The sequence below is a fragment of the Peribacillus asahii genome (assembly GCF_004006295.1).
GTDB lineage: Bacteria > Bacillota > Bacilli > Bacillales > DSM-1321 > Peribacillus > Peribacillus asahii_A.
In genome coordinates this window covers 2,041,485-2,068,468 of the sequence record NZ_CP026095.1, presented here as the reverse complement: position 1 = coordinate 2,068,468, position 26,984 = coordinate 2,041,485, and the positions used below count along the sequence as shown (strand labels likewise).

The window sequence follows — 26,984 nt, the reverse complement described above, 5'->3', positions numbered from 1 at the left end:
TGTATAGTTCATATTTTCACAAAAATATTGTATTTATTTCAAACGAAAGGAAGATCCATCAATAATTTCGACATCATCCCGTACCTTTACTTCTTCCATTAAGTGAAAAAGCGCTTCATCCTTTTTCTTAGCCTCAATCATACAATCAATTTGTGGGACACTTTCCTTAACCTCTTTTAAAAATCTAAAAAACATATCCACATCAACATAATCTGAATGATGACGAAACGCTTTTTCGTTTTTCGGACTCGAAATATGCATTTTAATCGGTAGTGGAGAGTCCTCCCATGTGTGTATGACACGGTCCCAATTATCTTCCCAATTAGCGTGACGATGATGAGCCAAGTGATGATGATAATCAAATACAAGAGGAATTCCTAATTTTTCACATAAATAAAGTGTGTCATCTAAAGTAAAAGAAGTATCATCATTTTCAAGCATAATCATTTTTTGAATAGAACGTGGGACAAGCATCCAATTGTCTACAAAACGTTCCAGTGATTTTTCGGTTTCCTTATAATTTCCTCCAACATGCATGACACAGCGATGCGCCGAGTCAATCCCCATCCCTTTTAATAATAAATAATGCAGCTTTAATGTTTTTATTGAATTTTTTAAAATAGATTTTTTTAAAGAATTAATAAGAACAAAGTGATCTGGATGAAAGTCAATTCTAATTTTATGCTTTTTAGCAAAATCCCCTACTTCACGCAATATTTCTTTTAGGGGTTTCATATAATCCCAATCAAGAAGTTCTTCATGATTGGCTAACGGAATCAGACGGGAAGTTAAACGATAAAAATGAATATCAGAAGCTGCATTATGCTTCAGCAGTCTAAGTGTCGTTTGTAAATTTGAAATCGCAATTCGTTCCAATTTACGAATTGCCGCTTCTCGATCCTTAATTTTTTCAAATTGGGCAAAAGTCATTGTTTTCGATGGGGATGCGTTTTTCAGTTCCATGCTCATAGCAACGTAACCAAGACGTACAATTGTCATTTTTTCACCTCTTCAACAGTATGGGGTAAATGATGAATTGGTAGACAGCTAATAACTAAAAATTTCAGATCAGTAAATAGCCTTATCATCCCTCTTTTAAAATCCAAGGCCTGATTAAAAATCGTATAAATCAACCTTTCCTCAAAACACAAAAAGTAAATAGACGCATGTTGCTATTTATTTAGGCAATAATAAAGTCTTAGAAATGGATGGACAAAAACTCAAAGAGGGAATGACATATATGGATATATTAATTGCTATTATAGGTATCTTACTTACACTAGGGATTGCTTTCTTATTATCGAATGATAAAACAGCCATTAACTACAAAGCGATTATTACCTTGTTTGTATTACAACTAGTGATAACACTTATCATGTTTAAAACAGTAGTTGGATTGAAGGTTGTGGAGGCTGTTTCAAATTTCGTCACAACAGTCCTGAACTATGGATACGAAGGTGTAAATTTTGTAACTGGCGGTTTAGTTCCAGAGGGTGCATCGGTATTTTTTATCAATGTACTAATGCTCATTATTTTTACCTCTACACTATTATCCATTCTAACGTATATCAGAGTTCTTCCTTTAGCTATTAAATATATTGGCGGAGCTTTAGCGAAAATAACTGGCTTATCTAAAGTCGTCTCATTCAATAGTATAAACTCTATTTTCTTCGGTCAGAGTGAGGCATTATTAGCCATTAAAACGCATTTAGATAAAATGGATAGAAATAAATTGTTTATTGTATCTACATCTGCCATGGCTTCAGTGTCAGCTTCAATCATGGGCGCATATATGTCCATGATTCCAGCCCAATATGTTTTAGTGGCCATGCTGTTAAATGCATTATCTGGTTTAACTATAGCCAGTATTATTGCCCCAATTAGAAAAGATGAAGATGAAGAAATCCATGTGAAGGATATTTCCCAGGCAGATTCTGTATTTGGTGCTATTTCTGCAGGTGCTCTTGACGGAGGAAGAGTTGCTCTGATTGTAGCGGCCATGCTAGTAGCGTATGTAGGTTTAATGGCTCTGATCAACGCTGCATTTGCTGGCGCAATTGGGATTTCTTTCACTAAAATTCTTGGATACATCTTTGCACCTGTTGCCTTTATTATGGGTGTTCCTTCAAGCGAGATTCTAACAGCTGGCTCTATTATGGGAACAAAGTTAGCAACAAATGAGTTTGTTGCCATGCTTCAATTACAACCTATGATTGAAACGTTGAATCCTAAAACAGTGGGAATCATCTCTACATTCTTGGTTTCATTTGCTAACTTTAGTTCAATCGGTATCATCAGTGGTTCTATTCAGGCAATCAACGGAGAAAAAGCGAATATTGTTGAAAAGTTCGGTTTAAAAATGCTATTAGCTGCAACACTGGCTTCTATTCTTACAGCAACAATTGTAGGATTGTTTATTTAATAAACAAAGGCTGTCCCCAAAGTTGATCTTCATCGACTTTTGGGACAGCCTTTTAACTTCATAGCTATGAAGTCATGCTCATATAATTCACATACTTTAACTTAAATAGTCTGCCATTCATTTCAAACGAAAGGAGGCCCCTTCAGTTCCTTCCATACGAAACAACTGCACTCTATAATAAATTGCCTCTTTAATGTCCATTTGTTTTTCATAGGTCGGCAAAGATTTTATTATTCCTATCAAAATTATATCATTTTCAAGGGTACAGGTGTCTAGCTCACGAATCCTTGGATTTTTCTTATCTACAGCCTAACTACAATTTCAGGATTTGACGTCTACTCAATATAATGACTATGGTTGTTACAATACACCCGAATCCCATTACACTTCCTGCATATAGAACTCCTGCCCACGTAGCAATAGCACCGATGAGGATTGCACCTAAAGGAATAAAGCCTCTATCCATTAAGGCAATGCTCAAGATTCTCCCACGCAGATGATCAGGAACCTGCATCTGTAAAGTAATACGGCTCAATGTTCGGTAGGTTTGACTCGTTAATCCGACAAGAAACATAGCTACACCTGCTACAAACAGATTGTTACTCCCTATGAATAAGAGCAAAGAAAGGCCGAAACCTATAATAGAAGAAATCAGCCACTTTCCTGTGCCTTTCATCTCTTTACCAAGAGATAGCCATGTCGTACCAACTATAGCCCCGATAGATGAAATGGATAAAAGTATTCCAAACCCTTCAGGTCCAAGGTTTAAAAGATCTCTAGCAAATAACGGCATCATCGTTGTATAAGGAAACCCGAATACCATAGGTACAATAGCTAAAATGAGTAAAGATTGAACGGATGGTTGGGTTTTTATATAATCTACTGCCTCACGAAGATTTATTTTTTCCCCTTCCTTTTTATCACGAGTTGGAAAGGAATTAGAACGAATCATAAGTAAAGAGAATAGTACACCTAAAATCCCCCACGCATTGATATAAAATAAATTAGCAATATCAGTAATGGCAAGCAATAATCCTGCAATAGCTGGTCCAATAATACGAGAAAGATTGATGACCATTGTATTAATAGCTAGTGCACTTGTCATAGAGCTTCGAGGAACTAAATTGGGTATTAACGCATTACGAATGGGCGGATCCATAGCTGCAAGCATAGAGCGGAGTGTGACAATGAATGCAAAAATCCAAAATGATTGTTTTTCCTCGACAAGATAGCCAAGACAAAACGTCAATAACATCATTCCTACTTGAAGCCAAATTAATAATTTTCGTCTATCGTATCGATCTGCTAGGATACCTCCCGGAACACTTAGTAAAAAAGTTGGAACCAAACGGCAAGCATTTATTAATCCTAAATGAAGCGGAGAATTCGTGAATTGTAACACTGCCCAATTTAAGGCGACTAAATCCATCCAATCCCCTACTCGAGTCACTAAACTTCCATATGTAAACATCCTGAACGTTTTTGAGCGAAGAGCAAGGCGTGATTTTGGCTGATACTGAACTTCAATTTTTTTCATAACTTCTTACTTATTCCTTCCCCCTAAATTCGTAAAGAGAATGAATGGATAATTGCACAGAAATATCCTCTCTTCAAGTTCTAAGCATATTTTTCAATTTTCTTGTGTTCTATTTCGTTTATAAAAATTGACTTGAGATTGATGATGTCGAAACTTTCTTTGACACCCTCCCACGCCTCCACCATCCCGGTAAAACAGTTGAAAGGGACGGACACCCTTTTACATCATAACACTGTATTGCAAACGACGGCTCAAACCAATTCAGTTTAATATACGCATTTTGCTGATGAGGTTGCTTTTATTCCGCTTCCTTTATCACAATCATGTAGATTGGCACTTATATAACTCCTTAAATATGCATAAAAAGAACGTCACATATTCTAACACAAATAAAGATTTAAAATAGGATTATCAGTATGATATTAGTATAGATTACATTGAGGAAAGGAAGATTCCTATGAAAATGTTTATGAATGCTTTTAAAAAGAATACCTCGTGTATTATTGAAACCGCTTATCTTTATATACTATTCTTACTTGTAGAATTACAAACTACTACTGGTAATGCTATAAAGTTAAAATAAATTCTTCATTATCTCAATGACTTGTTTATATAGAATCCTAAATCTCTAGTATCATAGATAAAATTCCTCTTTATTTATATAAACAAAATGCCCAACTGATAAAAAATCAACTGGGCATTTTGTTTATATCCATTAATTTTTAATGTGCTGAACTCTTTTTAAAGTTACTGCCTAGAACAACCACAATAATAGCATTAATTGTAAACATAGCGATTTGTTGAACTTCTTTTAAAACACATTTTTTTTTGTTACGACCACCGACATTATGCCTTCCTCTATTAAAAAGTATTATATATTATACTATTCATTAAATATTTATAGAGGAATCGTTTTTCTTTCTATTAAATTTTCTTTCATAATACATTGTAAAGCCGATTAATACTGGAACAAGAATACATGTCGGAAGCAGCCATAAAAGCAGGCTTGAAGATTGAATGTTTAATAATCTTGGAGCTCCAAATACAGTAAAGGCCGTAACCGTTGAAATACTACAAGCAATCATTCCTCCAAAATGTTCAAATAACCAGTGCATCTTTTTCACTGGTTTGCGCAACCAATAATTTAATTGGATTCCGCCTAATAAAAGACCTAGTAAAGGAAAATAAGTGATAAGTGCTGAATCAATGGTTATACCATATATCCCAACCCCAATTCCTGAAGAAAACAACAATAGACTGACAAGAAGATCGATTACTTTACGATGCGTATCTTTTCTCTTTTTAAATCGGAGTACACGTATTCCGTACCATGCAGATACACCACTCAGAATAGAAATAAATATTAAGAACCAAGAAAAAGAAATTCTATCAGCATCCGCCTGATTATCGAAAAATACTCGATATACCCCCATATAAAAGGCTGAAATGGCAACTGCGCTCATAGCGTATACATAAATCCACCCGATAATGTTATGAACTTTACCTCCTTTTTTGGTAACCATAGGTATCCAAAAAAGGACTAGCGCTACAAATCCCGCCACGATATGTACGATTCTAAACAGCGAAAAAATCTCCATTATACATCCCCCCTCTAATTTTAATTCTTTACAATATTCATACATCAAAAAAGCACATACAATTACTTCCTTAATATAACATATAAAATAAACCCTTAACTATTTTACATTGTTAAAAATATAATATGATTTTTGATATATTTATTGGTGATAGTTATTTTATATATTCTATCGATATCAATTATGAAATATACTATATTGTTATACCTGTTCTACAAAAAATAAACGGATAAGCGAACAGTCTAAGAAAAAAGTAAAACCCAGGATACTTATATTTTAAGTACCCTGGGTTTTATAATAGCTCCCTTAAAATCAATTATTTAACTTTCACCACAAACGGATACACGGTTACTTTTCCATCTTGTTGAAATTCTGCCCAGATTTTATAAATACCAGGATGCGGAAATTGAGTTTCAAAGATTGGATCATGTTCATTGAGTGGATGAACATGTAAGTATTCTTCCGCTTGTTCATCTAAAACTACAACGTGACCGATTGCTCCTAAATAAGGCTCAAGTACAGCTTCATAAACATCGAATGTTAATGTCACGGGTTCATTAGCCGTCAAATCCGTTGTTATGAGAGATACTTTGTTTTTATCAACTGTTTTAGTTAATTCTTTATCAACTTGCAATGAACCATGTGCATGTTCACTCGTTGCAGGATTGCCAACTATAAAAGGAATTGGTTGAACTTCGTATTGTAAGCTCGTTGATTTGATGTCTACAAAAGCTTTATAAGTTCCTTCTTCCAATTCGCTTGGCACTTTAAATTGACCTGGTGCTATTTCTTCAGGATGTAAATGATGATACTGTTCTAAATGTTCATCAACGACAATAAGGTGAAGAAGCTTCTCATGATTTATTTCTAAATCTGTTATAGGATTTCCCAAACTATCTTTTAGTGTTAGAAATAGCTGCTTGTTACCTTCTTTAATTGTTACCTGTATTTCATTCTCTTTACCAGTTGTTTCGCCATGTTCGTGATTGTCTTCCTCATGCTGTTGTTCTGTTCCAGCATTAGCATGGGAATTATATTCTTCGATTTTTTGCTCGGCTACATTTTTCGAAGCATCATGCTCTGCGCCCTTATTTACACCAAACACTGCCTCATAAACAGCGTACCCTGCAACAACAACGACTACATATAAAACAGCTGAAAACATCCACTTTTTCATCGGTTTGTTTCCCCTTTATCTGAAAGTTTCACCCTTTGCAAGCGCAATGCATTTAATACTACCGACACGGAACTAAACGCCATCGCAGCTCCTGCTAACCATGGAGCTAAGAAACCAAACGCAGCAATTGGAATTCCTAATGCATTGTAGGCAAACGCCCAAAATAAGTTTTGTTTAATATTTCGGATTGTCTTTTTACTCATATAAATCGCATCTGCAATACTACCGAGATCTCCTCTAATAAGTGTAATATCAGCTGCTTCTATCGCTACATCTGTTCCTGTTCCGATTGCCATTCCAATATGCGCCGTCGCTAATGCTGGAGCATCATTAATTCCATCTCCAACCATTGCGACTACTTTCCCTTGAGCTTGAAGTTGTTTCACTGCTTCTGCTTTTCCTTCTGGTAAAACTTCCGCCACAACATGATCAATGCCTGCCTCTTTTGCAATCGCCTCGGCTGTGCGTTTGTTATCTCCTGTAATCATGACCACTTCAAGGCCCATATCTTTAAGTCGTTGGACTGCTTCTTTTGAAGTATCTTTTATTGTATCCGCAACAGCTACTAAACCGGCATATTGATTGTTGATGGCAATAAGCATTGCCGTTTTCCCTTTTCCCTCCAACTCCTCCATCGCCTTAAGAACATGTTCAATATGAATGTTATGCTTATTCATTAATTTTCTCGTTCCTGCAACAATAACATGGCCATCTACCTTTGCCTGAACCCCATAGCCTGGTATGGCTTCAAACTCTTCCACTTCCACAAGTTCAATATTTTTTTCTTTTATACCAGCAACGATTGCCTGAGCTAGTGGATGCTCTGATTGTTTTTCGGCAGCGGCTACTAACATTAAAAACTGCTGTTCTTCAAATCCCTCTTCAATTAAAATATCTGTTAAAACCGGCGCACCATTTGTCACTGTCCCCGTTTTATCTAACAAGATTGTTGTTAACTGATGTGTCCTTTCCAGGTGTTCGCCACCTTTAAAAAGAATACCAAACTCAGCCGCTCTTCCTGTACCTGCCATAATCGAAGTAGGAGTTGCTAATCCTAAGGCACATGGACAAGCAATCACCAAAACAGCAATTAATTTTTCTAATGCCTCGGCAAAGTTACCAGGAGCCACCCAGATGAACCACACTAAAAAGGTAAGCAGAGCAATTCCTACTACGATTGGAACAAAGATTCCTGAAATGTGATCCGCTAATCGCTGAATAGGTGCTTTTGAACCTTGAGCCTCTTCTACCACTTTAATAATTTGAGAAAGTGCTGTATCACGACCTACTTTTTTCGCTTTTACTTTTAAGAATCCATTTTTACTGATCGTTGCCCCAATTACTGAGTCACCTACTGTTTTATCAATAGGAACACTCTCACCTGTTAACATTGATTCATCTAAAGCTGAACTTCCTTCTACGATTTCTCCATCTACCGGTACTTTTTCACCCGGCTTTACATAAACAATGTCACCTACTAATACATCCTCTAGCGGAATCTCTCGTTCAACTCCAGCTCTCAACACGGTCGCTGTTTTTGCTTGGAGACCCATTAGTTTTTTTATGGCCTCTGATGAACGGCCTTTTGCTCTAACTTCAAACAATTTTCCTAAAATGATTAATGTAATTAAAACGGCACTTGTTTCATAATAAAGCTCAATCATATGCTCAGTGCTGCCAATAGACGCTATAGACAAATACAAACTATAGAAATAGGCAGCCGATGTGCCTAAAGCAACTAACACATCCATGTTAGCACTTTTATTTCGAAGTGCTTTAAAAGCCCCTATATAAAACTGCTTCCCAACAATAAACTGAACAGGTGTCGCAAGTGCTAATTGCACCCAAGGATTTAGAAACATTTCTGGTACATACATAAATGATGTAAAGCTAAAGTGACTAACCATCGCCCATAATAATGGTAAAGATAAGAAAGCCGAAAAAATAAACTTCCCTTTTTGAGTTTCTAGCTCTTTTGCTTTAAGATCTTTAATGTTCTCTTTTTGTTCCTCTTTTAAATTCGCTTGATACCCTAACTTTTCAATTCGCTTTACCATATCCGATGTTCCAATTTGTGATGGGTTATACTCGATAGAGGCGCTTTCTAACGCTAAATTGACCGATGCTTTCGTTACACCTTCTAGTTTAGTTAACCCTTTTTCAATTCTAGTCGCACAAGCTGCGCAAGTCATGCCGATAATATCCAGCTCAGCTTTTTCCTCTATCACTTCATAGCCTAATTCATGGATTTTCTTTTTAAAGTCCTCTATATGAGCTACATTAGGATCGTACGTAATAGAAGTTTTCTCCAAAGCAAAATTGACCGTCGCCTCTTCTACACCTTCTATTTTCTTAATTCCCTTTTCAATTCGCACAGCACAAGCGGCACAAGTCATCCCTGTTATCGGAAGTACAGTTTCTTTTAACTCTTGTGTCATTTTCACCCCTCCTGAATACCCCTACAAGGTATGTTTTTTATCAAAAATAATACGTGCATTTTTTTACTTGATGCACGTATTTACAATTCAAATTATGCTACATCATAGCCTTGATCATCGATTGTTTCTTTTATAGTCTCTAATGAAACCATTGATGAATCAAACTCTACATCGACTTTCCCTTCACTTAACTGAACGTTTACATTAGATACTCCGTTCAATTTACCAACAGCACCCTCAACTGCATTAACACAGTGGCCACAAGACATTCCGCTTACAAGTAACGTTACCTTTTCCATATCATGTTCGCTCCTTATTTTTTCATTAATCTTTGAATAGTAACCAACAGTTCATCTACTACTTCTAAATCCCCTTCTTGAATCCGCTCTGTTACACAGCTCTTCAAGTGATTTTCTAATAAAACTTTGGAAAAACTATTTAGTGCAGATTGTATCGCTGAAACTTGAGTAATTACATCATCACAATAAGTATCTTTTTCAATGAGGCCTTTCACCCCGCGAATTTGACCTTCTATTCTATTTAGACGATTAATTAAACTCTTCTTTACCTTTTCAGAATGATGACTCACCCTCTCAGAGTGACTCGAGCAACATGGTTCAATTTCTAATAGGTCCTCTTGGTTTTCACAATCCACCTATAGCACCCCCTTACTTATAATATACTATACCCCCCTAATGTATGCTACATATTTTTAAAAAAAGTATCCATTTTTTTCTACTCTTAAAATGGATACACTTATTTTAGATGTTGCTAATCTACATCATAAAGGCTAGTTGGATGACTAATTGCAAATCCATTAAGTAATGTGCCAACATAATAGGAATGAGTCTCTTTGTTCTCGTATATATAAATCCTAATGCAAAGGCAAGTGGAATGAATGATAAAAATCTCCATAACATATAAGGTATATCAAATACTAAAGGCAAGGCAACATGTTGAAAGGCAAGTGCCAAACCAGCTAGAATAATGGCTAGCCACTGTTTTCCTGTAATGGCATAGAGGCGAGGAAGCGCATATCCAATATAAGTAGGTGTTTCAACAAGACCATTTGTTAAAGGGAATAGAATTAATGCAAGGACTAGTGCCCATACAGGGATTTCTTGAAACATCGTCGTAGGTAGACTAAATGTGCCAAATAACAGATAGGCAGCTACATATAATGATACACCTCCCAAAACAAATCCTACTAACACTAACCATAATGTTTCTGCAGCATATTTTCGTTGACTATCCTTTTGATAATTGAACATACTCTTATATGGAATTCCTTCTTTTCTTAAAAAGGACCTTAAAATAAAATACGTTGCGATGTTTGCTAATATCGCTTGGAACGGCCACCACTTCTCTCCAGCTTTTAAAGGTGTTTCACTTCCTAATACGGAGAATAGACCGACAAAAACAGCCCCAAATACAATAAATAATAACGTACGCATTATCAATGAAAAGAAAACTCGATAATTCCAATTCGAATCTGTTGGTCGTGTCAAATGAAGACCATTTTTTTGTAAATCGATATTGTCCACAAATCCACCTCATTTATATAGGTTTAAACATCGTACGTACTTCAAAATAGGTATAAAGGATTAACCAATTTAGGCTAATTCTTCATTATTTATTTAAGATAGCAGGAACTAGTTAAATCATCATAAAAAAACCAAATATTCGTTATAATTGTTGTAGTAATGTGTAAGGCAACATGTGAAACCATTGCAATCTCGAGACCTTTTTTCCAATATAACCAACCAAATACAATTCCGCCAATTCCATTAAGAAACAGCATTCGAGTTAAAATAAGCGGTGTTAATGGAGCAGCTAACATATTAACGCCTAAGTGGCCTAATGCAAATAAGGTGGAACTGATGATAATACTAATCCAAAATATTGCTGGAGAAGGGGCTGATTTTGACCGTTGAAAAACTTTCCACATAATCCAAATAAGCAAAGACATGAATCCCCATCGGAGTAATAGTTCCTCGACTATTCCACCGTAGAATATTCCATTTAACGTATTTACAAGATTCCTTGAATCCACACTCATTTTTAAAGTTTCCGGTAGATATGGTTGAAATATCAGTTCAAAGATAAAGAAAATAGCAGATACAATAACCCCTAGAATAATTCCAATAGGAAGATTCGATGTAAACGTCTTCCATATGCCTTTATTCCCTTGCATATGGTGATATAAATATGAGTCCAGCTTTAATTTTGGAGCCGTCAGCTGGCCAACTATAATGGCAATAATTAAAAGAATCAGTGGATTAATCAAGGAACTAATAACAAGCACTTTAAAAGGAAGGTCAGGTACATTCGGAAGGGATTGTAACTGTTCCTCCAATAACGGAATCATAGCGGGTACTAAAAACCCGATTCCTATAAGACCTATACATAAAAAGGCCAAAAACGTTTTCCAAAATCTCCGGTTTTTCACAATTTAATTCCCCCTCTAACTTTATGCTCTATTCCTATGACGTTTAGCACTATCCATTCGTTCATTTATTTTGGCATAAATATTTTTCTGTATTGATCTATGTTTCACTAATTAAATGTATAAAAAATATAGCTTTCTTTGTGACTTAACAATAATCTAATCATCGACTCGTTTTATTAATCTTTTATTTCATGGACCACTAATTCCAGTTCATCTTTAGCAATTTCATGTCCGCTGTTCTTGGCAATTAAGAATTTACTATCAGTCGATAAATTAGAGAGCTTTTTTTGTTCGTCATACCATATTTCCTCAAATAAATTCCCTTCTTCTTTTGATAAACCAAATACAGTTAAATCCGCATCCTTCCCCTTTGAAATAACCGTTAGCGGAATATTACCCATACTTGTTTTTTTCAGAGCTTGCTCTAGGCCTTGTTCCTCCAACGTTTCATCCTGTATTGCCTCATAATATTTAGAAGTTAGAGTCACATTAATAGCTTCATTTAATTCCCTTTCCGTTTCATAATAATCACCTAATAAAGGTTCTTTAAAAATACGCAATAACCCAGAAGCTTTCAGAAATTTCAGCAGATTAGTTGGGGGAGACCCAAATTGTTGAGGATCAACACCGGCATTTTCTAAAATTTTATTTGTTCTATCAGAAAAGTGCTCACTCCTGGCATCCAATAAAAGCATTCCTACTACTTCTGCTTCGTATTTTTCAGCGAATAACCTCGTGTACATTCCACCAATAGAATGACCAACTAAAATATACGGACCATTTATGTCACTGTTTTGAAGTGCAGTATGCAATTCCGTTACAATGTTTTCCCCTGTCCGTTTGGTCACATGTTTATCACTCCAATTGTAACCAGCACGATCATAAGTAACTACGGTAACATTAGGAGGTAAACTCGAAGCAATTTCCTTCCAATATGTGCTTGGTGCCCCGCTCCCTCCCTCAAAAAGAATAGTTGGAGAACCACTTCCTTGCTGAAGAATGTGCAGATTATAGCCATCAGCATCTACTAATTGTCCAAGAGGCGGGTAATTCTTTGCTTCCCTTTTCGCAGCAATGAGCTCATAGGTATAAGACCCAATCAATATAGTTACTATAAGCCCAATAAGTAACACCATACTCATAAACGCTCTTTTCATTAAACGACTGCTTGTATCTGTTTTCTTATTCCTCCTGATTACTTCCAATTATTTCATCCCCTAATTTATAAATATAACTCCTTATAAACCTTCAATCATTTCCCATCCTGTTTTGTAATATCTTTAAATTTGTTCATCCAACATTTCATTGTTATGACGTTTAAAATCATCTATTCGTTCACTACAAAGATATTTTTCTAAAAACATCTTTATTTATTTTGTATGAAGAGACTTTTAAATAATTAAAATCTGAACAAATAAAATAACCTCAGCTCCATAAAATACAGAGCTAAGGTTTGAATCTAGAAACAAACTTATTCATCGTGAACCTTTCTTATATTCGCTGAATATGTGTATCTTTAAAGTCGCTGTCATATTTTAATCCATAACCTAGTAGTCGGTCCATTCCAATATGGGCAATCCAGATTAAACTGACCATAACTAAAGTTTGAACGCTCACCATCATTCCAATGACGTATAGAACAATAGGGATAGAATATGAATGAAATACATTATATATATTTGCCCCTACTTTCTTATTGACAAAATAACCTACCATAGAAATATCGGGAACAAGGAGAAGAATAAGAAATAACAACCAACTAAAATGATTGGAATAATATAGGTAAATAGATGCTAGAAGTACAACTAACCCTTCAATTTTAATGAACGATTTAATCATCTGTTAAACTCCTGCCTTCTTCAGTCTTTTCCTGCAAACCTTTTCTTACATACAATTAATCTATCGAATATAATAACTAAATATTCCGTTACAATTGCCTTGTATCCCCACTGAACGCGAATTAATCCAAATGTTTCTTTGTTAATAATAACGATAAATACTTAGCAACGATTGCTGCCTGTCCACTTGATGAAGCTATACTCGAAAATAAAGGATTTGTACAAATATCTCCAATAGCATAAATAGCACTGTTGCTTGTTTGACCTATACGGTCGGTCACAACCAATCCATCTTCCGCTACTTTAACAAGACCTTTCACAAGCTCACTGTTTGATTTACTTCCTATCCTTAGGAGAACAGCATCTACCTCTAATGTAGAGTCTTCTCCTTTGTTATTAAGCAAATCGATTGAAGTTACACACTTTTTTCCATGAATAGCCGTCACTTGAGTATTTGTAATCACTTTTATATTCTTTTCCTTAGTTAAAATATCCATATATTGACTTCTTGCCTTGAAGTTTTCAGATCGATGAATCAAGTACACTGTAGCATCGGCATCCGCTAAAAGAATAGCCCCCTCTAAAGCCCGATCTCCTCCCCCTACAACGGCTACGATTTTATTTTTAAATCGATATCTATCTGCTGTCGCAGAGTAAACTTCTCCTCTAGCAATCATCTCCCTTTCTCCCGGAACTTCCAGCAATTTTGGTCCTGACCCCATTGCTAAAACTAAATAATGAAAGTGAAGTTCTTCTATCTTATTCCCCTGTTGAATTTTAAGAGTTTTTGATGAAACATCGATGGATAAAATCTTTGTATGTAATCTATATAAACATCCTGCATTATGAAAATAAGCGGCAAATTCCTGTTGCATTTCCTTTCCGTTTTTAGCATATAAGCCTGGATAATCTATAATTTCATTATGAATTTTGGTTAATTGTCCCCCTAACTTCTCTTCTTTTTCAAGAAGAAGATGATCCATCCCCAGCCTCTTACACCATATTGCTGCTGACATTCCTGCTGGCCCTCCACCAATAATGATGACATCAATATGCTTCATGAAATCTCCACCCAAGCTTCTGTTTGTAAGAACCTTTCAAACTCTAACCAATTTCCAATTCTCGGAACTTCAACATCTCTGTTGTAAGGATAATCCATAGCAACAGCAAGCCTTCCAGTAGCAGAAAATTCCTTTAAATTATGTGGGGCATCATCAAATAGCAGGTCACCAACAATCATGTTTTTTCGATGAGTAAAAATCATGTTATGCTTTCCTATAAAAGGAAGATGTTTTTCCACCCATATTTCCTTCTCGGCAAAGGCACTCGAAACACTGCTCGTTACGATTAAAATTTCATAATCCTTGTATAATCTTTTTAAAACTTCTACTGCATGCGGAAGCGGCTTTAAATGACTAAATAAACCTGATTCTTTCAAATAATCATATATTTTCATTCCACATTCAGGCTTTACATATTTCTCAGAATTCCAGCACTTTAACCGATCAACCGTTAAATTATCACCATAGTCTTTATTATATCGATGATGCCACTCTGACATTAAGTCACATATGACAGAATCCATATCAATTAGTAACGTTCGCATGAAACTACTCCCCTCTTTTACTAATAGAAAGGCGTACCCCAATTTAATTTAGGTTACGCCTTTTCTGTTCCTATAAAACATTAGGTCTTTGAAGAATCGATAAAAACTCTGCACGTGTCTCGGATTTATCAGCAAATATTCCGCGAACAGATGATGTTGCAGTCGAAGCATTCGACTTTTTGATTCCTCTGCCACACATACACATATGCTTGGCTTCAATTACTACCATCGTGCCTTTAGGTTGTAAAATTTCTTCAATGGCCTCTGCAATTTCAGTTGTTAATCGTTCTTGAACCTGAAATCTCTTCGCATATCCTTCCACCATACGAGCAATCTTCGACAACCCAGTAATTTTTTCATTAGGGATATATCCTACATGGGCTACACCAAAAAAAGGAGCAAAGTGATGTTCACACATCGAATAAAATTCAATATCTCTTACTAAAACCAACTCCTGATGATTTACATCAAAAGTCTTTAACAAATGAGCTTTAGGATCTTCTCTATAACCCTCTGTATATTCTAAAAATGCTTTTAATACTCTATATGGAGTTTCTATAAGACCATCACGATTAGGATTATCGCCGCAGAGCTCAATTAAGCCTTTAACAGCTTCCATAAAATGTTGAGATTGATCAATTTTTCTATGTATTTCAGTAGCATCGTCTTGCTCAAATATATCCGGGAATTTTTGAGCAATTAATTTTTGTTCATTAAAAGACATTTTCTTAATTACCTCTCTTTTATTCTGGCTATGTTATATAACCTCGTTGATCCGAAATCAACAGCGTCATATAACATAGCCTTTATTTGAAATATATACAAGGAATCGATATCCTCGCTATCTACTAACATTAGCTAATCATAAATAATTAAAAGAAGAATGTAAAGGTAGTATGCATTGATTCTTTCTATATTAATTAGTATTAATTAAGTTAATAGTTCTCTTGAAGGAATCTTTCCAACTCCTGTTTACTAAGTGGCTTACTAAACAAATAGCCTTGCATATGATAGCATCCATTCTTTAATAAAAACTCTTTTTGATGCTCTTCCTCAACCCCTTCTGCTATTACATGTAACCGTAAGCCACGTGCCATCGTTATAATAGCTTCAGAGATTTCAGAATTGCTATGATCTTCCTGGATATCTTGAATAAATGTTCGATCAATCTTAAGGTTATCAATGGGTAATGTTTTTAAATAACTGAATGAAGAGTACCCGGTTCCAAAATCATCCACTGAAACAGAAACTCCATAGTTTCGTAACTTTTCCAAAGCTTCTATAGTTTCTGTTGAATGATCAAATAAAATATTTTCTGTAATTTCCACTTCAAAATAGGCAGGTGACAATTTTGACTCTGAAAGAATGTCTACAACCTGTTTTATTAGTCGATTAGAATCTTGAAATTGCTTTGGTGAAAAGTTTACGGCGAGATTTAACGGCTCTAAACGACCTTCATTCCACTTGCTTACCTGGAAACAAGCTTTCTTCATCACTAATTCCCATAAAGAATGAATCAACCCTGTGCTCTCTGCGACAGGAATAAACTTATCTGGTGACACAAATCCAAGTTCCTCATCTGTCCACCTTACCAATGCTTCTACTCCAGTCACGATATTTTCCTTAGCATTTATTTTCGGCTGATAATAGACTTCAATTTTTTCTTCTTTAATAGCCTTTCTCAATCGGGTTTCTATACGCAGCTTCTCTTTATTTTTTATATTGATTGTATCGTTATATACAACGAATTTGCTGCCCCCTTGTTTCTTAGCCTCATACATCGCTATATCAGCATATACCATCAGAGTATCTTGATTCTCCGTATGCATTGGATATAAACTTAAACCACAACTCGCACCTACATGTATTTCATTTCCTTCAATAATAAAAGGTTGTTTAATGACCGTGACAATCGTTTCAGCCGCCGCTTTTACCCTCTCTAATTCAAGGTTTTTAAATAAAATAACAAATTCATCGCCGCCTTGTCTGGTCACAAAACTATTTGTACTAGAGAGACAGCTCTTTAGTCGATTTGATACAAGCTTGATTAATTCATCACCGAGCGCATGTCCTAATGAGTCATTAATATCTTTAAATCGGTCTATGTCAATAAATAACACTGCTACCGAATCATCTGTTTGTTTTATATTTGCAATCATCTTATTTAGCTCTTCTTGAAGATACCTTCTATTAGGCAGTCCAGTAAGAGAATCATGGTACGCTTGAAACTCAATGACTTCTTGACTCTGCTTTAAATCCGCTACATAGACTTGTAAAAAATCCGATAATGCATTTACATTTTGTGTAAGAAGCCCTAACTCATCTTTTCGTTTTAAAATCAAATTTTTCCCGAATTTCCCTTGGGCAATCTCGTTGACTTGTCCAACTATATAACCAATCGGTTTTGTAATCGAGCGAGAGAACACAAAACTTGTAATTAACACAATAAGTATAAACGGAATCAATAATAAAATATGATTCAACAATTCACGGTTTAGTTCTTTCTCAATTAACCCATAGTCATATGTTACACCAATTACATATGGTGCCTCTACATCGGTATTAATAGGAACAAACGTCTTCCTAACGTTTTTTTCGTTTATCGTTTCAGTGTAGTGCTGTGTCTCTCCTGTCTTTATAGCTTTTTGAATCATCTCTGCATCTAATTGTTGGTTACTGTATTTATACGTACCATACCAAATCGGTTGATCAGCAATTCGAATATAATTGTATCCATTTTTATTAATGATTTGGTCTTTCTGACCAAAATTCTCCGGATTAAAAACGGTCAGTTCCACAACACCATCAAGTTCCTTCGTAAAGCGTTCCATAACATTACTTGGACCAAACCGCTTTTCATACTCTAATACTTGATTGTCACGAAAATAGGGGTTAATAATAAAATTAGTAGAGCCATCATAAAAATAGCCCCATTTATCTATATGATTAGGATTGCTAGAAGCAATCTCAGTTGGCCCTGTCCAGTAATTCGGCAGGGCTACCCCTTCTTTTACAGTAACCGGTGATAAAGAGAAAAGCTGTTGAAAGGCATCATACCAGTATTCCCACTCTTTTGTTGACATGTTAACTTCATGTGAATCAGATGATTTTACACCGATAATATCGTTTTCCTTTTGAGCTAATAAAGTAATATGTGAAATCATCAACTCATCAGCCAAAGCTTTTAACTGTTCATTTGTGACCTCTTCATATTTAGAAGGTAACGAGTTTTGTATAGCAATAGAAGCCGTTCTTAATTCTCTCCCAAGAATATTTTCTACAAATAAAGACCCTTCTTTTGCACTTTCCACCTGATACAATACTTCCTGAGTAATTAATGCTATTTCTTTCTCATTAAAATTTATTAATTGCTGTTTAGATCGTAAATAATGTAAAGCATTATTCGCTATTAAAATACATAATACCAACAAGGTGAAAATTAATGGAAGTTTCTTCTTGATGGACACTATCGATCTACCTCCTGCTGACATTTAACCGTTGATTATCGTTTAGTTCATGGGGTATTGTGAGTAGCATAGTTAAAAATCAAGATAATTTTTTAGCAAAAACTCTCTTCTGTAAGAAGATCATTACACGACGAGACAAAAAGACAGTTTTAATCACAGTATTAAAAGCAGCTCACCAAAACGTATCTTTAACTTAACAAAGCCTAATTTAAAGATAGGTAGATGACACTACATTGTTGTTATTTATATCTCTATAAGTTCTAAAGCTAAGCTTCTTTGATTGCTCACTTTTTTTAGAAAAGGTTGGAATATAGACATGAATTGGTCAGGCTGGTGAATATGGGCTACATGTCCAGCATTTTGCAGCTCATGATATTCAACATGCGGGACATATTGTTCTAAGTCCGCTAATGTTTCTTTATACAATTCATCATATTCGCCCATTACCCATAAAATCGGACTTTTTGCATTCATTAAATCCATTCTCGAATCATATTCAAATTGTACCCTAACGGCTTTTTCAAAAACATTCGGATGAAGTAAAAGAGCATTCTTTACAAAAATAGCCTCTGAGTTTTCTTGTATTTGCTTTTTGTTTGGATTCATAGCGGCTGCATATCGTTTCAGCCATGCTTTATAATCATATTGTGGTTTTTCATTTAACAATTGAATTTGGATTGTGTTTAATTTTGAGAGAGCATTACAAAAATATCCGCCTACAAAAGTCAAACTCATTACCATTTCAGGATATTTTTTATTAAAAGCCATAGCAACTATACACCCAAAACTTAATGTGCATAAATGAGCCTTTTGAATTCCATTTTTTTTGTACTGATCATAAAGCTGTTGAAGTAATAAGTCCAGAGAAAAAGGATGATCTTCTCCTAGGTTTTCAGAATCATAAAAGTCGTAAGCTATACAATTATATTCATCCTTCAATGTATCTATTTCCGCCTTAAACGCATTTTTATTTCCCACTATTCCATGCAAAAATATTATAGCCTCTTTCAATTTTACAAAACCTCTTTTTAATAGACTCTTTATTTTTATACGCTTTCACACTTACCTTTAAAGGCATTTCTACATAATAATACATTATTGATTACGTTTAGAAAACAGTCATCCATCGATGATTAGTAATTTTTTATTATAAACATCATTATTAAGTGTTTAATAATACTTTAGAACTATAGAAGTAGTTGAGTGGAAAGGACTTGAATGATGTATACAAAAATGTACATAGAAGAATATAACGGAATGGGATTGTTTTAATAATGCTATTTACAGCTCTTATACAAAATTGGTAAGCTTTAACCTTAATTGTTTGACTTATATTTTATAGGTAATTTAATTAGTATCAGTTTTTTAAGAATAGTGATTCTTCATAGAAAAGACTATACTCCCTATTTTATTTAACATATAATACAATAGGCTTAAAAAATTGGATATTTTTGTTTATTGAGGTTTGGTAACTATGAAAAAAATATTATATAATCAAAAATTTAAACTTACTACTTTATTAACTAGTCTTGTATCAGTTTCCGTAATATTTACTATTTTGATTCTATTGTTTGCATCTTATCAATCAGAAAAAGAGTCATTGGTTAAAACATATTTATCCCTTAATGATTCTAAGTCAGATAAAATCAGTAAATCGGTTAATTCCTTATTTCAATCCATGAGAGTGAGTTTGAAAGAAACTGCTAATTTCCTTAAAGAAAATGAAGGAATTACTGATGAAGATATTCAAGAACAGCTAGAGCTTTTGAGGAAAAACAGCAGATATTTTAATTCGCTATCTTGGATAGATGAAAAAGGGGTGGTTCGAAACATAGCACCTATTAGCGTTGGACTAAAAGGGCACATTATGACTGGAGTGACAAAAGAAGTCCTTAATTTAAAAAAGCCCACTCTAACAACACCATATATCGCACCTTCAGGGCGACTTATCGTATTAATGAGTGAACCTTTTTATGATAGTCACGGAAAATACAGAGGAATAATCGGCGGAACGATATACCTACAAGAAAAAAACGTTCTCAATGAAATTCTTGGTAACGATATAATTGATGATACTGGTTCCTATTATTATGTAGTTGGACCGGATGGAAAATTACTATTTCATCCTGACATTAATCGTATTGGAGATGATGTAAGTGCAAATCCATTGGTTATGAAGCTCTTACAGGGGGAAAGTGGAACACAACTCGTGACAAATACTAAAGATATTCGGATGCTTGCAGCTTATAATGTTATTCCTGAAACGGGTTGGGGAGTCATACAGCAAACGCCTGTTTCCTATGTTCAGGAACTGCTAAAAAAACATGTCCAAAAGCTTATATTATATATACTCCCACCGTTTCTCATATTATTGTTCTTATCCATATTAGTTGCTCGAATGCTTGCTAAACCATTTATTTATTTAGCAGATCTTATAAATCAACTTGGTTCCGGAGAACAGGTTTTAACTCCTAAGACTCAATCACATTGGAACCGAGAAGCAGATCTTTTGACTAAGAGTGTGTGTATTACCATAGAGTCGGTCCAAAAAAATAATAATAAACTTACTCAGGCTGCAATGACCGACACACTTACAGAATTACCGAATCGCAGAAAGCTTAATGAAGTAATGGCTATTTGGGCAAATGATAGACAATTATTTTCCTTAATCGCAATAGATATCGATTATTTTAAATCAGTTAACGATACCTACGGACATCAAGCTGGTGATGAAGTTTTAAAGTATTTGGCTAAAACTGTTCAATCAGTGATCAGGAAGACAGATATGTTTTTCCGTTACGGAGGAGAAGAATTTGTTTTATTACTCCCTAATACCAAAGCTTCAGAAACCTACGATATTGCAGAGATAATTAGAAGGACAATAGAGAATGAAATCAGCCCTGTTGGAAAGCCAATTACAATTTCTCTAGGAATATCAGAATTTCCATTACATTCTAATTCGTTAGATGAGTTGTTTAAATATGCAGATGAAGCCTTGTATCAATCAAAATTAGAAGGAAGAAACCGAACAACAATTTGTTCCCACGACTAATCATTCTATTTAAAAGAAAATCCCTCATTGAACGAAAGGATGCATTAGTAAAAAATAAACCTCAATTTTATCTTTGTATCTTATATGGGACTGACTCCATAGAGTAAGACAAATAAAAACACCTTTTAAGTTGAAAACTGGGTAATGGTATATCCAGAAACAACTTGGAGGTGTTTTTTCTATGGGTACAAGAGTAAGCTATCCAGCGGAAGTAAAATTAAAGGCCATTGAAATGAGATTAGCGGGGATACCTGTCAAAGAAGTGATGACACAATTTATTAAAGTAATCGCTACATAACTGGTCTTCTTGCCTTTATACACAAGGAAACTAGTTAGTAAGTAAGAGTTTATATATTTTCACCCTCAATCGTATTCAGGATTAGTTATCGTTAATTCGACTTTGTTTTCAGAAATATCCCCTTTTTAATAAAATAATTTTTAAAAGCTCTATCTGTCTTAATCTCCTCAATTGCTTTCTCACGCTTGGCCAAAGAGTTACGTAAGTGACGTTTCTTTTTATTCGTCATATCTCAACCTCGCTTTCTCTTTTTGATAGATGTGCTCAAGATCGCGTAATGAAAGTTCGTACAATTGCCGACCATCAGGCGTTTTAAAATAACCCATATTCAAAAGTTCTGCTTTGAAAAAATCTTTCTGAATTACGATAGCTTTGTTTAACCGTTTAACAGGAACCGAACTAATCATATAGAACCTCTTTTCAATAGCTCACGAGCCATATAGAAAAAAGGATGATAGATATAGTTCCCTGTTGTACTAGCTGAAAGAAATACAGTTGAAAAGTTATACCGAACCTCAAATGTTTTTAAACTGCCAAGCAAAGCTTTCGGATCATACTTGCTGCGATACATGCCGTTTAATATTTTTTGCTATCCTTCTAATTCCTCCACAATCAAGACGAATGGGTTCTTAAAAGCCCGTATTAATTCATTTTCAAAACGAGTACGATCTTTGATACTTTCCACAAGCTCATCGACTTCATTTTTCCTTTCCAATCCAGCTGTTAAGTAAATATCACGTGTAATTCCCATTTCAATATTTTTAGGATTCATAACCGAATAATCACATGTTTTCATAGTTCGAATCTTGAATGGTACTTTCTTTTTTCGAAAATAATCAAGCACATGCTGATTATTTTGCTCCCTGGTATCCACAATAATTTCTAATGTGTCCAGGATTGTTTTTAATTCTGTGTCTGAGCATCTGTAATGGATAGCGTTCATATTAGGACCCCATAGCTTCTTGAATTTTTTGTTTAATTTCCTCATAAGTTCCTTCATGTCTAATTATTTCTACACCTGTTGGATATTCAACAAAGATTTGATCATCTAAAACAGATATGATTTTATTTACATTTATTAAACGTGAAGAGTTATAACGTTTTTCTAATACTTCTATAAATTCTTTCATCCCATCACTACTCCTTTCTTGAAATAAACCATCGCTCGTTCAAAAATTTCTTTAGATAATTTATCTATTACTTTATTCTCATAATTGCAAATTGGCTCCGATACTTTATTCCATCCGTTATATGAAAGTTCAATAGTCAATTCCATAACCATCTTGGTGGCCTCACCGTCATGGTTAAGCCAATCGTTTATTTTTCCGTTTATATCTTGGTCGATGCCCACATAGAAATTAATAATCTTGTCCACAGTTTGTTTTACATTGTGATTATTGCCTGAATACTCACCTTTCAAATAAGCAACGATACGAGATTAATAATTCTTCGCTAACTCTTCAAGTTCTGGATAGATATTCTCTGGATACTCCATGTACAAGTCATTACCATCTAAAACTAAAGGAGATTCCGTTAAAGCAAAATGGGGCAAATATCGGGCAGTCGTTAAAATAGGCGGAAAACTATTATATTGCCCGTTAATAAAAAAAGCCCCTATACTAGCAGTATCAAGGCTTTCGTTTGATTAATATAGACGCATATATTGGTCAAGTTCCCATAGATGAACTTGTCTATTAGACATATATGATGTTGGAAATGAGCAATGTAGCAGAATGCGAAACTCTTATATGATAGGGGTTTCAAGCACTTCTTCATATTGAACTAGCAATAAGAAATATATAAATATGGACCGTTTTTGGTCATATTTTGGTCGAGCATACAAAAGTATCGTTTATGGCAGTATGCTTTTTCACATGGAAAACAAGGCATTATATACAAGTTATGCATACAATCTTGTATATAATGCCTTATTTAGAGTATAAGCTTATTGCATTAACGCGCCCTTTTCTGGAATAACTAAAATAAGATCTCAGTCCTAAAATCAATAAATCCTTCTTAAACTAATGTTCCCAGTTAGCGAAATAAAGGCGCAGCGATTATCATAAAAATTGAAAAACAAATCAAAGATACACTAATTTTCTTTGGGAGTTTTTTATTTCCTTCCTCATTATAAAATTCTGGAAATTGAAGACGATTTCTATACAATACAAAAGTAATAGTAAAATTGTTATACCAACAAACCATCCACCAGTAGTATTATCTACGTTTATTTCTATACTTGCATAGACTATGCTTAACTAAGGCTCTCATTAAACTACCCAGAATAAAAATAATAGATGTGATATAGAATAATTCCAAGATTGCCCTAATCATATTACATCTCTTTCCAAAACGCTATCAGGAAAATTATACCGTATTAATTTTGATCTCTTGTGTATTAAACTGCTGCCCCTTTAGTTGATTAAAGAACAAGAAAAATGGACTGCTGAAACAGTCCATCGTTATTCAATTCTTGCGCTAGATTAATAATATTATATATCCAAAGAAACTGTTTTGGAGTGACTTTTCCACCTTGACTTTTAATTATTCAAAAATAATTTCCGTACGGTAAATCTCGTCTAAGCTTTTACCTCGAGCTCGCTTCAACACTTCTATCCTTGCATTCATTTGTTTGGCCATAAAAGCTTGACTATCTGATTTTTTTACACCAAATGGACTTACTTCTTCAAAGCGCATCGTTTCACTCAATTTGATTGCAATTGGCATTAATCCTTGGAGTTTATTTAAAATACGGTCTAATAAATGTGGATTCTCAGAAATAAGACGTTGTAATAGGAAGGTTCCAAATCCAATGTGCCTTGACTCGTCTCTTTTAATATGGGTAATCCCTTCTAGGAGGCCAGGCATTTTTTTAATTTTAGCTAAACTCTCATAAAAATCCCAATACCCGGTTTCAGCAAGTACTCCTTCTGCAAACATATTATAAACAACGGAGGCATCCGCAATGGCTTCAGGAGATTGGTCATGTAATAGGCGGCCCATCGTTTCTGGCAATATTTCATCAAATACCTTTCTATAGACAGGTGAAAGAAAAGAATTTAAATCTCGTTTAATACCGATGTTTTGTAACAGAAGACTAAAAAAGTCTGCATGTTTCGCTTCCTCGAATAAAAAGGTTGTTAAATACATTTCTTCCTCATATTGTCCTGTTTTTGAAATTGCATAAATAAGTGGAAGAATATCATGGGTTACGGCCTCCTCAGCACCGTAAAAAAAGGAAATTAGTTGAAGAAGTGTATCTTGCTGGTCCGTATTTAATGATTCCCAATCAGCTTTATCTTTACTAAAATCAATGTTGTTAGGATCCCAAGTTCCAAATTTTTTAGCCTTCTCATATAGTTTAAATGGCAGTGAGTCCCGATTAATTCCTTTTTGACTAGTAGACACATAATGACGCATCAACATTCCTCCTAAATTGGTTATGATTTCAACGTGAAATGGGACGATACTATGATAAGCTTTTGAAGTTTAAATCTATAGAGGGAGAAAATTTACAATCAGGATGTGACATAGAAGAAAGTATGAGTGTTCATTCCATTTTATTATATTTTTCCCGTTGTAATTGTCAATTTATTTTTTGAATAATTTGAATTTTACATCCTTTTTCAAATAAAATTTGATTATTTTAAAGCTCTTAAAGCTTATAAACGAACAAATAATAAGGAGTAGCGGCGGATTTACAAAGTTGAGGAAATTCCAATATTAAAAGCCTAATTTCTCAGCATTAAAATTGAGAAATTAGGCTTTTTCTTCAAAGGGCCAGTCAGTGGTCGGTGTATTCTATAATAAATTATAATCTAACTTTAACCTCAGTACCGTCCTTAGCTTTGACATCTACTAGCACGATCCCCTTATAATTTTTCAGTTCCTTGACGATAGGCTTTAGCGTTTTTTTGTCTATTAGTGGAAAGGTGAAGTCCAGTTTTTTTCTTTCGAAGTGCTCTTTTGTCCATTTGTTTGCATTTTGCTGAAAAAATTTTGAAGACAAAACGGAAATAACAATGTTTAAAATAGCATATGGAATCGGGATGGTAAACCGAACATCTTTTGCTTTCACTTTTACATGCATCATAAGCAAATCACTAATCAATGATGACCGAAACGGTATCTCCGTTTGCCGATTTAATATCAACAATTTGGCCATCTAATTCATTTTCGATTGCTTCAATAATAAGGTTTATATCTATATCTTTAACGTATTTTTCCGATTGAGGAATACTCGCTGCGATGCTGTGTCCAGCCATTAATACTACCTTGACAAGTTTTATAGGCAAATTGACCGTGACGTTATCGTTTTCGGCTGATACAACACGAATTTTTAATGTTTTATCTAAATATTTAGTCGGTTTTTCAAAAAGCTTATTACCTGTCTCTTCTTTCTCTCTTAATACTTGAATCAGTTCTGACCCCTTATCTGCATCAATCTTCCCTTCTTGAACCATTGTTAACACTCTTGTAATTTCCTCTTTCATGATAAATTCCTCCCTATTCCTCTTTTAAGAGCTTAATGGCTTCTTCTGGTGTGATTTCGCCATTCTCCAACATGGTGACAACTTTTTTCTCGTCTACTTCATTTTTCTTCTTCTGCACATATCCAAGGGATGAAATGATGTCTGTTAGCTTGCCTCGAACCGTTGGATACGAAATCCCCAGTTCCTTTTCAACTTCTTTGATATTCCCTCTGCATGTTAAAAATACTTCCACAAAATGAAGTTGATCCTTTGATAATGATGCCAACTTAGATAATTCAAACTCGTTTTCAATCGTAGTGTGACAATGAGAGCACTGCAACTTTGTAATTTTCAATGTTTTACTGCAGACAGGACAACTTGTGATTACTTTATAAGCCATAATGAAATTCCTTCCTTTTAGTTGATTCGATTATATAACAAGAAATAAAAAATATAAATAATAAAATTTAAATTTTACCGATTAAAAAATTAATAATATTAATTTGTTTTTTAATATTATTAATTTTCCATTTTAATTATTCATTCAATTATTATATTTACCATAATGGTTGAACTTGTAGACATCCCTCTCTCTTGGTTAAAACACCTCCAGTTGCATAATGAGCACGA

General features: G+C 34.5%; 25 protein-coding genes and 2 pseudogenes. 2 read left to right on the top strand and 25 right to left on the bottom strand.

From position 1 onward, the window contains the following. Window positions 1–33: 33 nt before the first annotated feature. Window positions 34–999, bottom strand: a complete 966-nt coding sequence (gene uvsE, locus BAOM_RS10000) for a UV DNA damage repair endonuclease UvsE (RefSeq protein WP_127760155.1) — start codon at window positions 997–999, stop codon at window positions 34–36. A 241-nt stretch (window positions 1,000–1,240) separates the two neighbouring features. On the opposite strand from uvsE, the gene BAOM_RS09995 reads away from it, so the two are divergent. Then, on the top strand, window positions 1,241–2,422 hold the full coding sequence (locus BAOM_RS09995; protein ID WP_127760154.1) for a NupC/NupG family nucleoside CNT transporter: 1,182 nt from the start codon (window positions 1,241–1,243) through the stop codon (window positions 2,420–2,422). Between the two features lie 313 nt (window positions 2,423–2,735). Here the strand turns inward: BAOM_RS09995 and BAOM_RS09990 are convergent, their stop codons facing one another. The 15 genes from BAOM_RS09990 to BAOM_RS09920 form a co-directional block, all read right to left on the bottom strand. Beyond that, the gene (locus BAOM_RS09990; protein ID WP_127760153.1) at window positions 2,736–3,959 is read right to left on the bottom strand and encodes an MFS transporter; all 1,224 of its coding nucleotides are present in this window, start codon (window positions 3,957–3,959) and stop codon (window positions 2,736–2,738) included. 890 nt (window positions 3,960–4,849) lie between these two features. Then, window positions 4,850–5,557, bottom strand: a complete 708-nt coding sequence (locus BAOM_RS09985; RefSeq protein ID WP_127760152.1) for a DUF2306 domain-containing protein — start codon at window positions 5,555–5,557, stop codon at window positions 4,850–4,852. 316 nt (window positions 5,558–5,873) lie between these two features. Next, window positions 5,874–6,734 (bottom strand): hypothetical protein, encoded by an 861-nt coding sequence (locus BAOM_RS09980; RefSeq protein WP_127760151.1) that lies wholly within the window; start codon window positions 6,732–6,734, stop codon window positions 5,874–5,876. Beyond that, a complete protein-coding gene (locus tag BAOM_RS09975; RefSeq protein ID WP_127760150.1) occupies window positions 6,731–9,172 on the bottom strand; it encodes a heavy metal translocating P-type ATPase in 2,442 nt (813 codons plus the stop codon). Before BAOM_RS09975 ends, BAOM_RS09980 begins: the two co-directional genes overlap by 4 nt. 92 nt (window positions 9,173–9,264) lie before the next feature. After that, window positions 9,265–9,471: a copper chaperone CopZ gene (gene copZ, locus BAOM_RS09970; RefSeq protein ID WP_127760149.1), complete on the bottom strand. Its 207-nt coding sequence runs from the start codon at window positions 9,469–9,471 to the stop codon at window positions 9,265–9,267. 14 nt (window positions 9,472–9,485) lie between these two features. Beyond that, a complete protein-coding gene (locus BAOM_RS09965; RefSeq protein ID WP_127760148.1) occupies window positions 9,486–9,827 on the bottom strand; it encodes a metal-sensing transcriptional repressor in 342 nt (113 codons plus the stop codon). A gap of 121 nt (window positions 9,828–9,948) precedes the next feature. Next, window positions 9,949–10,716: a CPBP family intramembrane glutamic endopeptidase gene (locus tag BAOM_RS09960; RefSeq protein ID WP_127760147.1), complete on the bottom strand. Its 768-nt coding sequence runs from the start codon at window positions 10,714–10,716 to the stop codon at window positions 9,949–9,951. Between the two features lie 89 nt (window positions 10,717–10,805). Beyond that, window positions 10,806–11,621, bottom strand: coding sequence for a CPBP family glutamic-type intramembrane protease (locus tag BAOM_RS09955; protein WP_127760146.1), 816 nt, complete (start codon window positions 11,619–11,621; stop codon window positions 10,806–10,808). Between the two features lie 176 nt (window positions 11,622–11,797). After that, the gene (locus tag BAOM_RS09950) at window positions 11,798–12,826 is read right to left on the bottom strand and encodes an alpha/beta fold hydrolase (RefSeq protein WP_127760145.1); all 1,029 of its coding nucleotides are present in this window, start codon (window positions 12,824–12,826) and stop codon (window positions 11,798–11,800) included. A gap of 286 nt (window positions 12,827–13,112) precedes the next feature. Further along, entirely contained in the window at window positions 13,113–13,460 is a 348-nt protein-coding gene (locus BAOM_RS09945; protein ID WP_127760144.1) for a DUF4260 domain-containing protein, read from the bottom strand. A gap of 121 nt (window positions 13,461–13,581) precedes the next feature. Then, a complete protein-coding gene (locus tag BAOM_RS09940) occupies window positions 13,582–14,520 on the bottom strand; it encodes an NAD(P)/FAD-dependent oxidoreductase (RefSeq protein ID WP_127760143.1) in 939 nt (312 codons plus the stop codon). Next, window positions 14,517–15,065 (bottom strand): 5' nucleotidase, NT5C type, encoded by a 549-nt coding sequence (locus BAOM_RS09935; protein ID WP_127760142.1) that lies wholly within the window; start codon window positions 15,063–15,065, stop codon window positions 14,517–14,519. Before BAOM_RS09935 ends, BAOM_RS09940 begins: the two co-directional genes overlap by 4 nt. A 70-nt stretch (window positions 15,066–15,135) precedes the next feature. After that, window positions 15,136–15,789: a GTP cyclohydrolase I FolE gene (folE, locus tag BAOM_RS09930; RefSeq protein ID WP_127760141.1), complete on the bottom strand. Its 654-nt coding sequence runs from the start codon at window positions 15,787–15,789 to the stop codon at window positions 15,136–15,138. Window positions 15,790–16,000: 211 nt separating this feature from the next. After that, entirely contained in the window at window positions 16,001–18,532 is a 2,532-nt protein-coding gene (locus BAOM_RS09925; RefSeq protein WP_127760140.1) for a bifunctional diguanylate cyclase/phosphodiesterase, read from the bottom strand. Window positions 18,533–18,775: 243 nt separating this feature from the next. Beyond that, a complete protein-coding gene (locus BAOM_RS09920; protein ID WP_257467679.1) occupies window positions 18,776–19,543 on the bottom strand; it encodes an alpha/beta fold hydrolase in 768 nt (255 codons plus the stop codon). Between the two features lie 463 nt (window positions 19,544–20,006). Between BAOM_RS09920 and BAOM_RS09915 the strand changes: the two genes are divergently transcribed. Beyond that, a complete protein-coding gene (locus BAOM_RS09915; protein WP_127760138.1) occupies window positions 20,007–21,584 on the top strand; it encodes a sensor domain-containing diguanylate cyclase in 1,578 nt (525 codons plus the stop codon). A gap of 389 nt (window positions 21,585–21,973) precedes the next feature. Here BAOM_RS09915 and BAOM_RS09910 read toward each other — a convergent pair whose 3' ends face one another. The 9 genes and pseudogenes from BAOM_RS09910 to BAOM_RS09870 form a co-directional block, all read right to left on the bottom strand. Continuing rightward, the gene (locus BAOM_RS09910) at window positions 21,974–22,111 is read right to left on the bottom strand and encodes a DUF3983 domain-containing protein (RefSeq protein ID WP_127760137.1); all 138 of its coding nucleotides are present in this window, start codon (window positions 22,109–22,111) and stop codon (window positions 21,974–21,976) included. Next, a complete protein-coding gene (locus BAOM_RS09905) occupies window positions 22,101–22,289 on the bottom strand; it encodes a Fur-regulated basic protein FbpA (RefSeq protein ID WP_127760136.1) in 189 nt (62 codons plus the stop codon). Before BAOM_RS09905 ends, BAOM_RS09910 begins: the two co-directional genes overlap by 11 nt. Then, a pseudogene (locus BAOM_RS09900) lies at window positions 22,286–22,825 on the bottom strand (ERCC4 domain-containing protein). Before BAOM_RS09900 ends, BAOM_RS09905 begins: the two are co-directional and overlap by 4 nt. Window position 22,826: 1 nt before the next feature. After that, window positions 22,827–23,012: a hypothetical protein gene (locus BAOM_RS09895; protein ID WP_127760135.1), complete on the bottom strand. Its 186-nt coding sequence runs from the start codon at window positions 23,010–23,012 to the stop codon at window positions 22,827–22,829. Next, window positions 23,009–23,377, bottom strand: a pseudogene (locus tag BAOM_RS09890) (hypothetical protein). Before BAOM_RS09890 ends, BAOM_RS09895 begins: the two are co-directional and overlap by 4 nt. Window positions 23,378–24,426: 1,049 nt before the next feature. Then, complete coding sequence (locus BAOM_RS09885) at window positions 24,427–25,302, bottom strand: R2-like ligand-binding oxidase (RefSeq protein ID WP_127760134.1); 876 nt, start codon at window positions 25,300–25,302, stop codon at window positions 24,427–24,429. 391 nt (window positions 25,303–25,693) lie between these two features. Continuing rightward, complete coding sequence (locus tag BAOM_RS09880; protein WP_127760133.1) at window positions 25,694–25,975, bottom strand: hypothetical protein; 282 nt, start codon at window positions 25,973–25,975, stop codon at window positions 25,694–25,696. 10 nt (window positions 25,976–25,985) lie between these two features. Then, window positions 25,986–26,375 (bottom strand): SHOCT-like domain-containing protein, encoded by a 390-nt coding sequence (locus BAOM_RS09875; RefSeq protein ID WP_127760132.1) that lies wholly within the window; start codon window positions 26,373–26,375, stop codon window positions 25,986–25,988. 13 nt (window positions 26,376–26,388) lie between these two features. Further along, window positions 26,389–26,754 (bottom strand): DUF2089 domain-containing protein, encoded by a 366-nt coding sequence (locus BAOM_RS09870; RefSeq protein WP_127760131.1) that lies wholly within the window; start codon window positions 26,752–26,754, stop codon window positions 26,389–26,391. Window positions 26,755–26,984 lie beyond the last annotated feature (230 nt).

Bases quoted from the DNA above. Each gene is read 5' to 3' on its own strand.
- uvsE (WP_127760155.1), bottom strand. From the start codon at position 999: ATGACAATTGTACGTCTTGGTTACGTTGCTATGAGCATGGAACTGAAA.
- BAOM_RS09995 (WP_127760154.1), top strand. From the start codon at position 1,241: ATGGATATATTAATTGCTATTATAGGTATCTTACTTACACTAGGGATT.
- BAOM_RS09990 (WP_127760153.1), bottom strand. From the start codon at position 3,959: ATGAAAAAAATTGAAGTTCAGTATCAGCCAAAATCACGCCTTGCTCTT.
- BAOM_RS09985 (WP_127760152.1), bottom strand. From the start codon at position 5,557: ATGGAGATTTTTTCGCTGTTTAGAATCGTACATATCGTGGCGGGATTT.
- BAOM_RS09980 (WP_127760151.1), bottom strand. From the start codon at position 6,734: ATGAAAAAGTGGATGTTTTCAGCTGTTTTATATGTAGTCGTTGTTGTT.
- BAOM_RS09975 (WP_127760150.1), bottom strand. From the start codon at position 9,172: ATGACACAAGAGTTAAAAGAAACTGTACTTCCGATAACAGGGATGACT.
- copZ (WP_127760149.1), bottom strand. From the start codon at position 9,471: ATGGAAAAGGTAACGTTACTTGTAAGCGGAATGTCTTGTGGCCACTGT.
- BAOM_RS09945 (WP_127760144.1), bottom strand. From the start codon at position 13,460: ATGATTAAATCGTTCATTAAAATTGAAGGGTTAGTTGTACTTCTAGCA.
- BAOM_RS09940 (WP_127760143.1), bottom strand. From the start codon at position 14,520: ATGAAGCATATTGATGTCATCATTATTGGTGGAGGGCCAGCAGGAATG.
- BAOM_RS09935 (WP_127760142.1), bottom strand. From the start codon at position 15,065: ATGCGAACGTTACTAATTGATATGGATTCTGTCATATGTGACTTAATG.
- folE (WP_127760141.1), bottom strand. From the start codon at position 15,789: ATGTCTTTTAATGAACAAAAATTAATTGCTCAAAAATTCCCGGATATA.
- BAOM_RS09915 (WP_127760138.1), top strand. From the start codon at position 20,007: ATGAAAAAAATATTATATAATCAAAAATTTAAACTTACTACTTTATTA.
- BAOM_RS09910 (WP_127760137.1), bottom strand. From the start codon at position 22,111: ATGACGAATAAAAAGAAACGTCACTTACGTAACTCTTTGGCCAAGCGT.
- BAOM_RS09905 (WP_127760136.1), bottom strand. From the start codon at position 22,289: ATGATTAGTTCGGTTCCTGTTAAACGGTTAAACAAAGCTATCGTAATT.
- BAOM_RS09895 (WP_127760135.1), bottom strand. From the start codon at position 23,012: ATGAAAGAATTTATAGAAGTATTAGAAAAACGTTATAACTCTTCACGT.
- BAOM_RS09885 (WP_127760134.1), bottom strand. From the start codon at position 25,302: ATGCGTCATTATGTGTCTACTAGTCAAAAAGGAATTAATCGGGACTCA.
- BAOM_RS09880 (WP_127760133.1), bottom strand. From the start codon at position 25,975: ATGATGCATGTAAAAGTGAAAGCAAAAGATGTTCGGTTTACCATCCCG.
- BAOM_RS09875 (WP_127760132.1), bottom strand. From the start codon at position 26,375: ATGAAAGAGGAAATTACAAGAGTGTTAACAATGGTTCAAGAAGGGAAG.
- BAOM_RS09870 (WP_127760131.1), bottom strand. From the start codon at position 26,754: ATGGCTTATAAAGTAATCACAAGTTGTCCTGTCTGCAGTAAAACATTG.